This window comes from Gilvimarinus algae, assembly GCF_030518215.1.
GTDB classification, from domain to species: Bacteria; Pseudomonadota; Gammaproteobacteria; order Pseudomonadales; family Cellvibrionaceae; genus Gilvimarinus; species Gilvimarinus algae.
The window spans coordinates 185,323-200,661 of record NZ_JAULRT010000052.1; the positions used below are offsets into that span (position 1 = coordinate 185,323).

Here is a 15,339-nt window from a genome sequence, read left to right on the forward strand (position 1 = left end):
GAGAGAAGGTTATGTTACGCCGTACCAAAATCGTCAGTACGCTGGGCCCGGCATCCGAGTCGGAAGAGGTTCTGGAAAAGCTGATTCTCGCGGGCGTTAATGTCGTCCGCCTGAATTTTTCCCACGGCTCACCGGAAGATCACAAAAACCGCGCAGAGGCCGTGCGCCGTATCGCCGCCAAGCACAACCGCTATGTGGCGGTGCTGGGTGACTTGCAGGGGCCGAAAATCCGCATCGCCCGTTTCGCTAATGGTCCGATTCGCCTGAACATCGGCGACAAGTTCATTCTCGATGCGGCACTTGACCGCGACGCCGGCAACGCCGAGCGTGTGGGAATCGACTACAAAGAGCTGCCGGGTGACTGCAAACCGGGCGACAAGCTGTTGCTGGATGATGGCCGCGTTGTTTTGGACGTGGACAAAATTGACGGCACTCAAGTGCACTGCACCACCAGTGTTGCCGGTCCTTTGTCGAACAATAAGGGCATCAACCGCCAAGGCGGCGGCTTGACGGCACCAGCGCTGACCGAGAAAGACTTTGCGGACATCAAAACAGCGGCTGAAATCGATGTTGATTATCTGGCTGTGTCTTTTCCGCGCAGCGCCGCTGATATGAACACCGCGCGCAAGCTGTTGCAAGAAGCCGGCGGTAAGGCGGGGCTGGTATCAAAAATCGAACGCGCCGAAGCGGTGGCCGATGACGAGACCCTCGACTCCATTATCGAGGCCAGTGACGCTGTTATGGTGGCGCGTGGTGATCTGGGTGTGGAAATCGGTGACGAAGAACTGATCGGTGTGCAAAAGCGCATCATCAGCCGCGCCCGCGCTCAGAACAAAGTGGTGATTACGGCGACTCAGATGATGGAGTCGATGATCAACTCACCTATGCCGACCCGCGCCGAAGTCTTTGACGTCGCCAACGCGGTGCTCGACGGCACCGATGCGGTTATGCTCTCAGCCGAAACGGCGGCCGGTAATTTTCCGGTGGAGACAGTGCTGGCCATGGCGCGCGTGATTGTCGGCGCCGAAAAGCACCCTCAAGCGAGCTACGACACCTACCGGGTGGATGAAGAGTTTGGCTCTATCGACCAGTCCATCGCCCTGGCCACCATGTATACCGCCAACCATGTGAAAGGCGCCAAGGCGATTATCGCCTTGACCGAGTCGGGCACGACGCCGCGTCTGATGTCGCGGGTGGGGTCCTCCCTGCCGATCTTTGCCTTTTCGCGCCACATCGATACCCAGCGCCGCGTGGCTCTGTATCGCGGTGTGCAGCCCGTGCCTTTTGACACTCATGCGGTGCCCTGTCAGGAAGACTACACTCGCGCCATTGATATTTTGAAAGACAAGGGCGTGCTGGTGGAAGGTGACCTGGTCATTCTGACCGCTGGCGATAGCAACCAGCTCGGCGGCACCAATACCATGAAGGTGCTACGTGTTGGCGATTAAACTATGATCACCATAGTTTTAAAACGGCAGCTTCGGCTGCCGTTTTTTTATATGATGTGGCAACGGATTTGGACGAGAGGCTGTTATGAGGCGTTTGGCGTTGTGTTTTCTGCTCTGGTGTGTGGCGGGTTCGGTCGGGGCGAGTGAATCTCTGTTGCTGGAGCTGGACGGTGGCTGGCAGCAGGGCGGTATTGTGCGCGGCAAGGCGGTGCCCGGCAGCGAGGTGCGCTTTAACGGTAAAAACATCGCTATCGGTCCCAAAGGCGAATTTGTGGTTGGTCTTGGGCGCGATGCCGAGCCGACGGCTACATTGGCAATTCGCTATCAAGGGCAATCCTGGGAAAACGTCTACGATATCGCCCGGCGCGATTACCGGATTCAGCGCATAGAGGGCGTGCCGCAGAAAACGGTGACGCCCTCACAGGAGCAGCGTGAGCGCGCCCGCAAAGAGGCGGAGAAGGTCTGGTTGGCGCGTCAAACCGAGCGCGAGGCTACGGACTTTATGCAGGCCTTTAAATGGCCGTTAATCGGCCCCATCACAGGGGTGTATGGATCGCAGCGCGTCTATAACGGCGAGCCGCGCGCACCGCATTATGGCGTAGACATTGCCGCTCCCACGGGCACGCGGGTCGTTGCCCCGGCAGCTGGCGTGGTGACACTAGCCGAGCCCGACTTGTTCTACTCCGGTGGCACGCTGATTATCGACCATGGTCACGGACTCTCGTCCACGTTTATCCACCTGTCTAAGCTTTTTGTGGCTGTGGGTGATGAGGTCGGCCAGGGAGACGCGATTGCCGAGGTCGGCGCCACCGGACGGGCGACAGGTCCGCATCTGGACTGGCGAATGAATTGGCTGGATGAGCGAGTGGACCCCACGGTGCTGGTAGGCCCGATGCCCAGTGCGCAATAAGCCGGCAGCACAGAGACACGGGGGCGCAGGCGGTGTAATATAGCGCCCCTTAACCGGGCTTGAGGCCCGGGCCAATCTGAGGTTACAGAGGAATGATTGACAAAAAGTTGCTCAGCATACTGGTTTGCCCCGTGAGTAAAGGCGAGCTTGAGTACGACCGCGAGGCTTCCGAGCTGGTGTGTTGGGAGAGCGGTCTGGCCTACCCAGTACGTGACGGTATTCCCGTGATGCTGGAATCCGAAGCCCGGACGCTGAGCGATGAAGAAAAGCAGGCGCACAAACATCAATAACTCCCGCCTTTGCACCTCAAGCAACCGATCGTATTAGACTGACCAACGGAAACACTATGAAGAGCGCTGAAATTCGCGATGCCTTTTTAAACTACTTTGCGTCCAAGGGCCACAGCATTGTTCCTTCCAGCTCGCTGGTACCGGGCAATGACCCGACCTTGCTGTTCACCAATGCCGGCATGAACCAGTTCAAGGACGTGTTTTTGGGCGGCGAGCAGCGCGATTACAGCCGGGCGACCAGTTCGCAGCGTTGCGTCCGTGCCGGTGGTAAGCATAACGATTTGGAAAACGTCGGTTACACCGCCCGTCACCACACCTTTTTTGAAATGCTGGGCAACTTCAGCTTTGGCGATTATTTCAAGCGCGATGCCATCGCCTTTGCCTGGGAGTTTCTCACCGGCGTACTCAAGCTGCCCCCGGAGCGCCTGTGGATCACCGTCCACGTCTCGGACGACGAGGCAGCGGATATCTGGCTGAAGGAAGTCGGTGTCAGCGCCGAGCGTTTCTCCCGCCTGGACGAAGACAACTTCTGGCAGATGGGTGATACCGGCCCCTGTGGCCCCAGTTCCGAGATATTTTACGATCACGGCACCGATGTGCCCGGTGGCCCGCCCGGCAGTGAAAACGACGATCTCGATCGTTATATCGAAATCTGGAATCTGGTGTTTATGCAGTACGAGCGCCAGAGCAGCGGCGAGTTGAAACCTTTGCCCAACCCCTCCATCGATACCGGAATGGGGTTGGAGCGCATTGCCGCCGTCATGCAGGGCGTACATACCAACTATGAAATCGACTTATTCCAGCACCTGCTGAAAGCCGCGGCGGCGGCTACCGGTGCTTCGGATCTTGAAAACAAGTCCCTGCGCGTGATTGCCGATCACATCCGCTCCAGCGCTTTTTTGATCAGCGACGGTGTTCTGCCTTCCAATGAAGGGCGCGGTTACGTGCTGCGCCGCATTATCCGCCGCGCCATTCGCCACGGTCATCAGTTGGGTCAGAGTCAGGCATTCTTTCACACTTTGGTGGCAGCGCTGGCCGAAGTCATGGGCGATGCTTACCCGGAGCTTAAAGAGCGCCAGAGTCAAATTGCCAAGGTGCTGCTCGCCGAAGAGGAGCAGTTTGCCAAGACCCTCGACAAAGGCATGGCGGTGCTTGAAGAGGCCCTTGGCGCACTGAGCGGCCGTCAAATTCCCGGTGAAGTTGTCTTTACCCTTTACGATACCTATGGTTTTCCGGTTGATCTCACAGCGGATATCGCTCGCGAGCGCGAGCTGACCATTGACCACTCAGGCTATGAGGCGGCGATGGAAGCCCAGCGCCAGCGCGCGCGTGCGGCCGGTAATTTTAAAGTCGATTACACCCAGGCGGCGCTGGATGTGCCCGCTACGGTTTTCAGCGGCTACACTGAGCTGAATGCGGACAGCCAGGTACTCGCCATCTTGCGCGACGGCGCCGTTGTGACTGAGCTGTCAGAGGGCGATGACGCTGCCTTGGTGCTGGATCGCACGGCGTTTTACGCCGAATCCGGTGGTCAGGTGGGCGACAGCGGTTACCTGGAGGCTGATGGTGTGCGCTTTGAGGTGCGCGACTGTATTAAACAAGGCGCGCACTTTCTCCATATCGGCCGGGTACTGCACGGTAAGGTGAGCCAGGGCGACCGTTTGAGTGGCCAGGTGGATGCCGGTGTGCGTGGAGCCACGGCGCTCAACCACTCTGCGACGCACTTGCTGCACGCGGCGCTGCGTCAAGTGTTGGGCGAGCATGTCACGCAGAAAGGCTCGCTGGTGGACTCCGAGCGGCTGCGGTTTGATTTTTCCCACTTTGAAGCCGTCACGGCCGAGGAGCTCAAGCGCATTGAAAGCATGGTCAACGATCAAATCTTAGCCAACACAGAAGTCACCACCGAGCTGTGTGATATGGAGACTGCCAAGGCCAGAGGCGCTATGGCGCTGTTTGGCGAAAAGTATGGCGAACAAGTCCGCGTGCTGAGCATGGGTACCGATCGTTTCTCGGTCGAGCTTTGTGGCGGCACTCACGTCAAGCGCACTGGTGATATCGGCTTAATGCGCATTGTCAGTGAGTCGGGCATTGCGTCTGGCGTGCGCCGGATTGAGGCCATCACCGGCAGGTCGGCGCTGGCGGCGTTTGACACCGCTGAGCAGCGCCTCGGGCGCGCGGCGGCGCTGATCAAGGCGAGCCCTGACTCGCTCGTGGACAAGCTCGAGCAGTTGGTGGGCCAAAACCGCAAGCTGGAAAAGGAGCTGGCCGCTCTGAAGACCAAGTTGGCCAGCGCCGGCAGCCGCGACCTGGTGGCTGAGGCTGTAGAGGTTTCCGGTATCAAGGTGCTGGCCGTCAAGCTCGAAGGGGCCGATGCCAAGTCACTGCGCGATAGCGCCGATCAACTGAAAAACAAGCTGGGTACTGCCGTTGTGCTCTTGGCTGCCGAGGACGAGGGTAAGGTCGCTCTGGTCGCCGGGGTGACCAAAGACGCTACCGCCCGGATTAAGGCCGGCGAGCTCATGCGATACGTGGCCGAGCAGGTCGGCGGTAAGGGCGGTGGCCGGCCGGATATGGCGCAGGGTGGTGGCAGCGACGTGGCGGCTATCGACGCTGCGCTTGCCAGCGTAGTGCCTTGGGTCAAGGAAAACCTTGGATAAGTTTGCTTAAAGTCGGTTTGACTGTAAAAAAGTGTTTGAACAGGCAACAAACTGATTAACATTTGTCTTAGTTTGGTGTTTAATTGCCGCCTTTTTGCGATCATGCAGATAAATGCGTCAATTTCACGGGAAATGTGAGGAATAGGCCGGGAATGAGCTTATTGGTACAGAAATACGGTGGCACCTCTGTAGGAACCATCGAGCGCATTGAAGCGGTAGCTGAGAAAGTTGCCGGGTTTAGGGCCCAAGGACACGATATGGTCGTGGTAGTGTCCGCCATGAGCGGTGAAACCAACCGCCTGATTGCCCTGGCCAAGGACATTCAGGAAACGCCCGACCCGAGAGAGATGGATGTGCTCGTCTCCACCGGCGAGCAGGTGACCATCGCCCTGTTGTGCATGGCGCTGAAAAAGCGCGGTTGCGATGCGCGCTCTTATACTGGCTCCCAGGTGCGTATTCTCACCGATAGTGCCCACACCAAGGCCCGGATTCAGGAGATTGATGAGGCGAATATGCGCGCTGATCTCAATGCCGGCCGTGTTGTGGTGGTCGCGGGTTTCCAGGGTGTGGATGACAGTGGCAATATCACCACGCTGGGCCGCGGTGGCTCCGATACCACCGGGGTTGCCCTGGCGGCGGCGCTCAAGGCCGATGAATGTCAGATCTACACCGATGTGGATGGCGTATACACCACCGATCCGAGGGTGGTAGAAAAGGCCCGCCGGCTTGAGAAAATCACCTTTGAGGAAATGCTGGAAATGGCCAGCCTGGGTTCCAAGGTGTTGCAGATTCGCTCTGTGGAGTTTGCCGGCAAATACAATGTACCGCTGCGGGTGTTGTCCAGCTTTAAGGACGGCCCCGGCACTTTGATTACCCTCGACGAGGAAGATAGCACTATGGAACAGCCCGTTGTCTCCGGGATCGCTTTTAACCGCGATGAGGCCAAGATTACTCTGGCCGGTATTCCCGACACCCCAGGAATTGCCTCTAAAATTCTGGCACCGGTGGGTAAGGCGAATATTGAGGTGGATGTTATCGTACAGAACGTCGGCGCGGATAATACGACGGATCTGACCTTTACCGTCAATCGCGGTGATATGAAAAAAGCTGTGGATTTGCTCGCTGGCGTTGCCCAGGAGATCGGCGCGCGCGAGGTGATCAGTGACGATGGCATTGCCAAGGTATCTATTGTTGGCGTGGGCATGCGTTCACACGCGGGTGTGGCCTCTACCATGTTTACGGCGCTGGCCGAAGAGGGTATTAACATTCAGATGATCACCACCTCGGAGATTAAAATCTCGGTAATCATCAGCGAGAAGTATTTAGAGTTGGCTGTGCGAACCTTGCACAGCGCATTCGGCTTGGACGCCGAATCTGCACAGGCTTGATCACTGAGTCACTTTGCGGCTCACTGTGCGCGAGAAAACGGATGATCCGGGTTTGAAAAAATCCGTAAAATTTTATGGGGGCAATTCCCCGTTTTGCGAAAAATGAGCAATACTGAGAGTGTCAGCACTTGAGACCTGCGACAGGCAGGCAGTTGTGATTTCGCATCAGGGGGGCGTTTAGCGGCAGTGGATACGGGAATCACGGCCGCGTAGCTACAGGATGGATTTAAGGAGATTGTTATGTTGATTTTGACTCGCCGTATTGGCGAAACCCTTATGGTTGGTGATGAAGTCACCGTGACCGTGCTCGGAGTGAAAGGCAATCAGGTACGTATTGGCGTTAATGCGCCAAAAGATATCGCCGTTCACCGTGAAGAGATTTACCAGCGCATTCAGCGTGAAAAGCAAAACCAGGAAGAAGATCTCGGTTAACGGGATAGAGACTGGACAAACGGCAACCTTGAGTTGCCGTTTTTTTATGCAGCTTGGTGAAGCTCTCACCAAGTGCCGCAAAAAACCGAGGGCTTAAACGCTTAAGCCTTTGAATTTCTGCCAAATATGGTATGATGCCGCCCCAGTTGACGAGACGCCCACGGGCCTGTCGCTGAGACACATTGCAACGGAGAAGTGGCCGAGTGGCCGAAGGCGCTCCCCTGCTAAGGGAGTATACCTAACGGTATCGAGGGTTCGAATCCCTCCTTCTCCGCCATACATTGAAAGCCGCCAAGGGTTATTGCACCTCTGGCGGTTTTTTTATGCACAGAAGGTTGGCAGGAGGCGTTCGGCCGCTCTTGTGCCTCCTGCAGTCGCGGCATTTGTGCATCCGTGCACATCAAACCCGATAGAGGGTCGACAAAACGCCGGGAGCGTTTTGCACCGAGCGCAGCGAGCCCGAAGGCGGGTACATGGATGTGGCCGGTTACTAACGCCAGGAGCGTTTTGCATCGAGCTCAGCGAGCCCGAAGGGCTGGGCGCATGGGCGCGCCCATGTGAATCCCTCCTTCTCCGCCATACATCGAAAACCGCCAAGGGTATTGCACCTCTGGCGGTTTTTTTACGCACACAAGGCTGGCAGGAGGCGTTCGGCCGATCTTGTGCCTCCTGCAGTTGAGCATTTTTGCATATCAAACCCGATATAGAACCGCGAAAGCGCCAGGAGCGTCTTGAGCAGAGTGTTGCGAGCTCGAAGGGCTGGGCTGGAGACGATCAAGGTTTACCGCTTCGATACACTTTTAAGCGGGTAAAATCCGATAGCTTGGCTCACAGGTAAAAATTTATTTTAAATATAAAATTAATTGCGGTACAGTGGGTGGCGTCAGAATAATAACTCAGGAGTATCCCGTGTCCATTTACCGTTTAACCCTTTTGACTGGCTTGCTGTTAGCTCTTTGTGCCTGCGGCTCCAGTGGTGGTGGCCCTTCAAAGTCATCCGCGCCCGGAGTTTTCAGTAGCAGTGAAGCCGTGGTGTCCTCCTCTTCCAGTGAGTCTTCCGTCTCTCAATCGAGTCTTGTTTCATCCAGCTCCAGTGCTGTCTCAATGGCGGGCATGAGCAGCGTCGAGCTGACCCGGGAGATGGGTGTGGGCTGGAATCTTGGCAACACCTTGGAGGCCTTAGGCAGCGAGACTGCCTGGGGCAACCCCATCACCACCCCAGAGCTGTTGCAGGCGGTGAAAGCGGCGGGCTTCGACACCGTTCGTATTCCTGTGGCCTGGAGTCGGTTCAGCGATGAAGCCAGCTTCTCCATTGAGCCGGCCTGGATGGAACGTGTGCATGAGGTGGTGACCTATGCGCTGGACGCAGAGCTCTACGTGATGCTGAATATTCACTGGGATGGTGGCTGGATGCAGCCCACCTACGCCGAACAGGACTATGTGCGCGGGCGATTGGCGGTCATGTGGCAGCAGATTGCCGAGCGTTTCTCCGCTTTTGGTTCGGCGCTGCTCTTTGCCTGTACCAATGAGGTCTTGGTGGAGGGGGATTATGGAACTCCCACCGAAGAGTACTACACCGTGCAAAATGGTTTTAACCAAGTTTGTGTAGACACCATCAGAGCCACCGGAGGCAATAACACCGAGCGGTTTGTGGTGGTGCAGGGCTTTAATACCAACATCGATCACACCCTGAATTTCTTTGAGATGCCCGAGGATCCGGCTGACGATAAGCTTCTGGTAGAAGTGCACTATTACGACCCCTACAACTTTACCCTGAACCCCGACAGCCAGGTGACGCAGTGGGGCGACAGAGCTGAAGATGCCTCACTGAGCGAACCCTGGGCCAATGAGACCCATGTGGATGCGCAGTTTGGCAGAATGAAGTCGCGCTTCGTCGATCAGGGGGTGGGCGTTATTCTCGGCGAGTACGGGGCCATGAGCCGATTTCAGGTGCCCTGGCACGAGGCCTACCGGGTTTACTGGAACCAGTATGTGACAGCCTCGGCGGTGACTCATGGATTAGTGCCCGTCTACTGGGACGCAGGTTACACGGGTGACGGCGGCAGTGGTTTGTTTAATCGTGCTACGGGTGAGGTGGTCTACCCGGCGATTGTTGAGGCCATTACCCGCGCATTGCAAGCGCGCTAATTGGGGTGAAGTTTGTTGCGCAGCGTTTTCCAAACGCTGCGCAACAAAGCACTGCACTGGTGTTTATCCGGCGCCTTGGCCCTGGCCCCCAGGAGAACGCACTCGCTTTTTCAGCCATCGCTTTAGATGCGGTGCCAAGGGCTTTTCAATAAAACGGTAAACGAAAACCGCCATTAGCAACATTCCCGCCAGGGTTCCCCAGAGCAATAACTCGTGGTCAACCTTGTCACTCATGTAGGTGAGCCAGAGATAGCCGATGTATTGGTGGAGTAAATAGAGCGGGTAGGTGAGTACACCCAGATAGAGAAATGACTTGCGTCTTAATGGATTGTTTTTCGCAAACACAATGACGCAGAAAAATGCAAAAAACAGCAGGTTAGAACCAGCCAAAACCCAAGGGTTAAACGGTTCTGAAAACCAGCCGGCCATAATCTTGCCGAAAACCGCTGCTTGCAGAAGCACGAAAATCAACGATAGCCCAAGCAATAGACGGTAGTAGGGCAAAAAGCCATCGCGGTGGATGAGATAAAAGGTACAACCGCAGGCAAAGTAACCCCACCAGTGAGGAAAAGCGTAAATAAACATATTGCCGAAGCGATCAAACTGCTCGGCGTAAGGGGTCGATAAGGCGGCGATGGAGGCAATCAAAGTGACCAGCAGCAAATGGGCAATGTGCTTAAGCCAGCCCAACAAACACAGCAGCCAGATAACCGCGTAGAACTTCAACTCCAGCCAGAGCGTCCAATAGGCCGTATCAATGTGGTCATAGCCGAGGCCGATGTGGGCCATGGTGAGATTGGCAAAAAATTGATCCAGCGCCACAGTGATGCCCGGCTGGTTGAAGACGATAATGGCAATACTGGTCGCCACCACGCAGAACCAGTAGGCGGGCATGAGTCGCACAACGCGGGAAATAAAAAAAGCGCCCGGCTGCCGGTCGCGCGCGCTCATCAAAATGACAAAGCCGCTGATAATAAAAAAGAAGTTGATGCCAACGTAGAGGTAGTGCCCCCAGTCGATATAGCGGTGAAATTCCAGAGGCGGTGTCATGTCGTCGCGCTTACTGACGTAGATATAGTGGAATAGCACCACCATTACGGCGGAGAGAAACCGCAACAGGTCTATTTCGTAAAAGCGAATGGAGGTTTTGTGGGTTGCTGACACGGTTTTGCCTCAAGGATGTTATTGGCCAACATTCTAGGGCGGTCCCGTCTCAGACGGCGTAATGATAGGAAAGTCTGGGTAAAGGATTACTTAACGTCTTTTACACTCTAAGGCCTCGCTCTGCGAGGCCTTAGAGTCCTCAAGGTTTATTTTTCCGGCTCATAACCGAGCACCGGGCTCAGCCAGCGCTCAAGATCGGCCAGTGGCATGGCTTTGCGCTCTGCCAGTGATTGCACCTGATCCTTCTCGACCTTGCCGATAGCGAAGTACTCCGATTCAGGGTGCGAGAAGTACCAGCCGGAGACAGCGGCTGTGGGATACATGGCGAAGTGTTCGGTGAGTGTGATGCCGATGTTTTTCTCAGCGTCCAGCAGTGTGAACAAGGTGCCTTTTTCTGTGTGATCCGGACAGGCGGGGTAGCCGGGTGCCGGGCGAATGCCCCTATAGCGTTCGCGGATCAGGTCCTCGTTATCGAGTTGTTCGCCCTGGTCGTAGCCCCAGAACTCCTTGCGCACGCGCCGGTGCATATGTTCAGCCAGCGATTCGGCCAGCCGGTCAGCGAGAGCCTTCACCATAATGGCGTTGTAGTCGTCACCTTTGGCCTCGTATTTTTTGGCCAGCTCTTCGGCGCCGATGCCAGCGGTGACGGCAAAGCCGCCGATGTAGTCCTGCTTGCCGCTGTCGCTGGGGGCAACAAAGTCGGCCAGGGAAAAGTTGGGCTTGCGGTTGCCGGGCTTTTGCTGTTGCTGGCGCAAGTGGTGCAGGCGCGCCAGCTCTTTGCCATCTTCGCTATAAACGGCAATGTCGTCGTGATTGACGGTATTGGCGGGCCAAAAGCCAATTACGGCGCGTGCCTGAATCAACTTTTCATCAATCAGCTTGTTGAGCATAGACTGGGCATCGTCAAACAGGCTGCGCGCCGCCTCACCAACCACCTCGTCCTCGAGAATGCGCGGGTATTTACCGGCCAGATCCCAGCTGATAAAAAACGGCGTCCAGTCGATGGTGTCAAGCAAATCCCTTAAGGGGTAATCGTTAAACACTTTGATGCCGGTAAAGCTCGGTGCCGGTGGGTCGTAGTTGTCCCAGTCGCCTTTAAAGCCGTGCTCAATCGCCGCCTGGTAGCTGCGCAGGGTGCCACGAGGTTTGCGGTTGGCATTGCGTACGCGCACTGCCTCGTATTCCTCTTTGATATCCGCGACGTACTTGTCCCGCGCCGTGTCCGACAGCAGTGTCGAACACACACCAACTGCGCGCGAGGCATCGGCAACATAGACCGCCTGATTGATGTTCAGTACCGGATCAATCTTGACCGCGGTGTGTGCCTTGGAGGTGGTGGCGCCGCCGATAAGAAGCGGCTTGTTGATGCCCTGGCGCTCCATTTCACGGGCAACACTGACCATTTCATCCAGTGACGGGGTGATCAGGCCTGACAGGCCGATGATATCGCAGTTTTCCTCCACCGCGGTCTGCAGGATTTTTTCACCGGGCACCATTACGCCCAGGTCCACCACTTCAAAGTTGTTGCACTGCAAGACAACACCGACAATGTTCTTACCAATGTCGTGCACATCGCCTTTGACAGTCGCCATGAGTATTTTGCCGTTAGGCTTGGCGCCCTCGACTTTTTCTGCCTCGATGTAGGGCTGCAAATAGGCCACCGACTGTTTCATTACCCGCGCGGATTTCACCACTTGCGGCAGAAACATTTTGCCCGCACCAAACAAGTCGCCAACGACGTTCATGCCGTCCATCAGTGGTCCTTCGATCACATCCAGAGGCTTCTCTGCCTGCTGTCGGGCCTGCTCGGTGTCCTCGACAATATAGGCGGAGATACCTTTGACCAGTGAGTGCTCAATACGCTTTTTGACATCCCAGCTGCGCCACTCCAGGTCTTCTTTTTTGACCGAGTCGCTGCCGCCTTCGCGGTATTTTTCGGCAATATCGAGCAGCGCTTCGGTGGCACCATCGCTGCGGTTAAGAATGACGTCTTCTACTTTTTGGCGCAGCTCTTGCGGTAAGTCGTCGTACACGGCCAGCTGGCTGGCGTTGACGATCCCCATACTCATGCCCGCTTTAATGGCGTGGTATAAAAAGACCGAGTGGATGGCTTCGCGCACCGGGTTGTTGCCGCGAAAGGAAAACGACACATTGGAAACGCCGCCGGATATGCCGGCGTGCGGCAGGTTCTCGCGAATCCACGCCGTGGCCTCAATAAAGTCAACGGCGTAGTTGTTGTGCTCTTCAATGCCGGTGGCCACGGCAAAGATATTGGGATCAAAAATAATGTCTTCCGGTGGAAAGCCAAGTTTGTCGACCAGCACCCGGTAAGAGCGCTCGCAGATTTCTTTTTTGCGGGCGGCGGTATCCGCCTGTCCGGTTTCGTCGAACGCCATCACCACCACGGCGGCGCCGTAGCGCATGCAAAGGCGGGCTTTTTCAATAAACTCGTCTTCGCCTTCTTTGAGGCTGATGGAATTGACCACGCCCTTGCCCTGGATGCATTTCAGTCCAGCTTCAATGACCTCCCACTTGGACGAGTCCACCATAATTGGCAAGCGCGCTATATCCGGTTCACCGGCGATCAGGTTTAAAAAGCGGGTCATGGCAGCGGTGGCATCGAGCATGCCCTCGTCCATGTTGATATCGATAATCTGGGCGCCGCCTTCGACTTGCTCCAGCGCCACCTCCAGCGCCGTGTCGTAGTCCTCTTCGACGATCAGGCGCTTAAAGCGAGCTGAGCCGGTGACATTACAGCGCTCCCCGACGTTGACGAACAGCGAGTCGCGGGTGATGTTAAAAGGCTCCAAGCCAGCGAGCCGGCAGGCGGGTTCAATCTCGGGTATGACGCGTGGTGCATGCGGGGCGACTGTCTCGGCAATGGCCTGTATGTGATCGGGGCGGGTGCCGCAGCAACCGCCAATAATATTGAGAAACCCGGAGCTGGCGAACTCATCAATAATCGCCTGCATTTCTTCGGGCTCTTGATCGTACTCGCCAAATTCGTTGGGCAGCCCCGCATTGGGGTGGGCCGAGACGTAGCAATTGGCGATGCGCGACAGCTCTTGCACATACTGGCGCAGTTCCTTCGCACCCAGGGCGCAGTTTAGGCCGATAGACAGTGGCTTGGCGTGGGCCAGCGAATTATAGAAAGCTTCGGTGGTTTGCCCGGAGAGGGTGCGCCCCGAGGCGTCGGTAATGGTGCCGGAGATCATAATCGGCAGTTCAAAGCCCAGCTCGCTGAAGACCTCTTGCACCGCAAATATGGCCGCCTTGGCGTTTAGGGTATCAAAGATGGTCTCGATCAAAATCAGGTCCGAGCCGCCTTCGATCAGCGCTTTGGTAGCTTCGATATAATTTTCAACCAACTGATCAAAGGTCACGTTACGCGCGCCCGGATCGTTCACATCCGGAGAGATGGAGCAGGTGCGCGAGGTCGGGCCGAGTACGCCGGTGACATAGCGGGGTTTGTCCGGTGTGGCGGCGGTGAGCTCGTCGGCGACCTCGCGGGCGATGCGTGCGCCTTGCAGGTTCAGCTCATAGGCGAGCTCCTCCATGCCGTAATCGGCCATGGAAATGCGCGTGGAGTTAAAGGTATTGGTCTCGATAATGTCCGCGCCGGCTTCCAGATAGTCCCGGTGGATTTGCTTCATCAGCTCGGGTTGGGTGATGTTAAGCAGGTCGTTGTTGCCCTTGACGTCGCGGTGGTAGTCGGCAAAGCGCTTGCCGCGGTATTCGGCCTCACTGAGTTTGTGGCTCTGGATCATGGTGCCCATGCCGCCGTCGAGCACGACGATGCGCTCGGTGAGGGTTTGTTTTAACTGGGCAATACGTTGGTCGCGATTCAATGCGCTCATGCGGGGAAAACCTGTTGTCTCGGGGTTGGGCGAATCAAAGCCCGCGATTTTACCAGTAATCGCGGGCCGGGGCCTGCCGGATTGACCACTAGGGCCTGTATGCACTCAGTGTGCCCGGGCTCCAGAGGGTTAAGCCGGGGTAATGCTCATCTCGGCGTGGCGCTCTTCGCCTGGGGCCAGGCGCCAGCTGTCGCCCAGGCAGGCGCCGCGCTCGACACATACATACCCTGTGTGATGGCCGGGGCCGATATCGGCAATCTTGCGGGCGAGCTGATCGCCGGTGTTCCAGACCACCACACTCGGGCAGTTGTCGCCTGTTACGCGCAGGCGGCGGCCGGCATCAATGGTCACGGGCAGTTGAATGTCTTCAAACACCCGGTCGACCTCGCCCGAGAAGGTGATGGGGCCACTTTGGGTAAAATAGCGCCCGCCCCGGACTTTATCGGCGTACTCGCGTCCATCCAGTCCCTCGACCCGCACGCCGGCAATGTCGCTAACGGCGAAATAGGTGTGCATCACCCAGCTGGCGTCAAAGGTCTCCTCACTGCGGTTGTGGAGGTGCAGGCTGAGTGTCGGGGTCAGGCCCAGCGTCAGTACCAGCGTAGCGCTGAAGTCGTGCTCAAATAGCAAGTCGGCGTTGTGGGTATACTCAAAGCTGAGATGACAAAGTTGATGGTCATCCAGCCGGGCGCCGGTCAAATGCCAGTCGCGGGTGCGAGCAATGCCGTGGTTGGGGCGGCTCTTGTCGCTGGGGTGGGGGCCAAACCAGGGCAGGCACAGGGGAATACCGCCGCGCAGGCTCGCCCCCTCGCTGAATTGGCAATTGGGGCTGACCCACAGCAGCTCCTCGCCCCCGGTGGGCTTGAAGCTCAACAGTTGGGCGCCGTTGAAGGCAATCAGCGCTTCGCACAGGGGTGTGCTGACAGCCAGCAATGGCAGTCCGCTGCCCGGGTGGTCCGCAAAGCGGCTCTGGCTGTCGGTCAGTGAGAGAAATTCGTGTTCGGCTAACAGTCTTTGCAGCGATGGGTTGTGGCGGCTCATAATC

General features: G+C 56.9%; 10 protein-coding genes and 1 tRNA gene. 8 read left to right on the plus strand and 3 right to left on the minus strand.

Annotated elements, in window-relative coordinates; translation table 11 throughout:
- Window positions 1-11 precede the first annotated feature (11 nt).
- The 8 genes from pyk to QWI16_RS08315 all read left to right on the plus strand — a co-directional run bounded on the left by pyk (window position 12) and on the right by QWI16_RS08315 (window position 9,273).
- On the plus strand, window positions 12-1,448 hold the full coding sequence (gene pyk, locus QWI16_RS08280; protein WP_302712331.1) for a pyruvate kinase: 1,437 nt from the start codon (window positions 12-14) through the stop codon (window positions 1,446-1,448).
- Window positions 1,449-1,533: 85 nt separating this feature from the next.
- Entirely contained in the window at window positions 1,534-2,358 is an 825-nt protein-coding gene (locus QWI16_RS08285; RefSeq protein WP_302712332.1) for a M23 family metallopeptidase, read from the plus strand.
- Between the two features lie 92 nt (window positions 2,359-2,450).
- The gene (locus tag QWI16_RS08290; protein ID WP_302712333.1) at window positions 2,451-2,648 is read left to right on the plus strand and encodes a Trm112 family protein; all 198 of its coding nucleotides are present in this window, start codon (window positions 2,451-2,453) and stop codon (window positions 2,646-2,648) included.
- A 56-nt stretch (window positions 2,649-2,704) separates the two neighbouring features.
- Entirely contained in the window at window positions 2,705-5,305 is a 2,601-nt protein-coding gene (gene alaS / locus QWI16_RS08295; RefSeq protein ID WP_302712334.1) for an alanine--tRNA ligase, read from the plus strand.
- A 152-nt stretch (window positions 5,306-5,457) separates the two neighbouring features.
- Window positions 5,458-6,693 carry an aspartate kinase gene (locus tag QWI16_RS08300; RefSeq protein WP_302712335.1) on the plus strand — a complete coding sequence of 412 codons (1,236 nt, stop codon included), beginning with the start codon at window positions 5,458-5,460 and terminating at the stop codon, window positions 6,691-6,693.
- A gap of 240 nt (window positions 6,694-6,933) precedes the next feature.
- On the plus strand, window positions 6,934-7,125 hold the full coding sequence (gene csrA / locus QWI16_RS08305) for a carbon storage regulator CsrA (RefSeq protein ID WP_302712336.1): 192 nt from the start codon (window positions 6,934-6,936) through the stop codon (window positions 7,123-7,125).
- A 189-nt stretch (window positions 7,126-7,314) separates the two neighbouring features.
- Window positions 7,315-7,402 (plus strand) — tRNA-Ser (locus QWI16_RS08310).
- 632 nt (window positions 7,403-8,034) lie between these two features.
- Window positions 8,035-9,273 (plus strand): glycoside hydrolase family 5 protein, encoded by a 1,239-nt coding sequence (locus QWI16_RS08315; protein WP_302712337.1) that lies wholly within the window; start codon window positions 8,035-8,037, stop codon window positions 9,271-9,273.
- A gap of 63 nt (window positions 9,274-9,336) precedes the next feature.
- On the opposite strand, the gene QWI16_RS08320 is transcribed toward QWI16_RS08315, so the two are convergent.
- The 3 genes from QWI16_RS08320 to QWI16_RS08330 all read right to left on the minus strand — a co-directional run bounded on the left by QWI16_RS08320 (window position 9,337) and on the right by QWI16_RS08330 (window position 15,335).
- The gene (locus tag QWI16_RS08320; protein ID WP_302712338.1) at window positions 9,337-10,437 is read right to left on the minus strand and encodes an acyltransferase family protein; all 1,101 of its coding nucleotides are present in this window, start codon (window positions 10,435-10,437) and stop codon (window positions 9,337-9,339) included.
- 146 nt (window positions 10,438-10,583) lie between these two features.
- Entirely contained in the window at window positions 10,584-14,294 is a 3,711-nt protein-coding gene (gene metH, locus QWI16_RS08325) for a methionine synthase (protein WP_302712339.1), read from the minus strand.
- Window positions 14,295-14,423: 129 nt separating this feature from the next.
- Window positions 14,424-15,335 carry a D-hexose-6-phosphate mutarotase gene (locus QWI16_RS08330; RefSeq protein ID WP_302712340.1) on the minus strand — a complete coding sequence of 304 codons (912 nt, stop codon included), beginning with the start codon at window positions 15,333-15,335 and terminating at the stop codon, window positions 14,424-14,426.
- Window positions 15,336-15,339 lie beyond the last annotated feature (4 nt).

Coding starts and splice junctions, on each gene's coding strand:
- QWI16_RS08300 (WP_302712335.1), top strand. CDS start 5,458: ATGAGCTTATTGGTACAGAAATACGGTGGCACCTCTGTAGGAACCATC.
- QWI16_RS08330 (WP_302712340.1), bottom strand. CDS start 15,335: ATGAGCCGCCACAACCCATCGCTGCAAAGACTGTTAGCCGAACACGAA.
- QWI16_RS08290 (WP_302712333.1), top strand. CDS start 2,451: ATGATTGACAAAAAGTTGCTCAGCATACTGGTTTGCCCCGTGAGTAAA.
- csrA (WP_302712336.1), top strand. CDS start 6,934: ATGTTGATTTTGACTCGCCGTATTGGCGAAACCCTTATGGTTGGTGAT.
- alaS (WP_302712334.1), top strand. CDS start 2,705: ATGAAGAGCGCTGAAATTCGCGATGCCTTTTTAAACTACTTTGCGTCC.
- QWI16_RS08285 (WP_302712332.1), top strand. CDS start 1,534: ATGAGGCGTTTGGCGTTGTGTTTTCTGCTCTGGTGTGTGGCGGGTTCG.
- metH (WP_302712339.1), bottom strand. CDS start 14,294: ATGAGCGCATTGAATCGCGACCAACGTATTGCCCAGTTAAAACAAACC.
- pyk (WP_302712331.1), top strand. CDS start 12: ATGTTACGCCGTACCAAAATCGTCAGTACGCTGGGCCCGGCATCCGAG.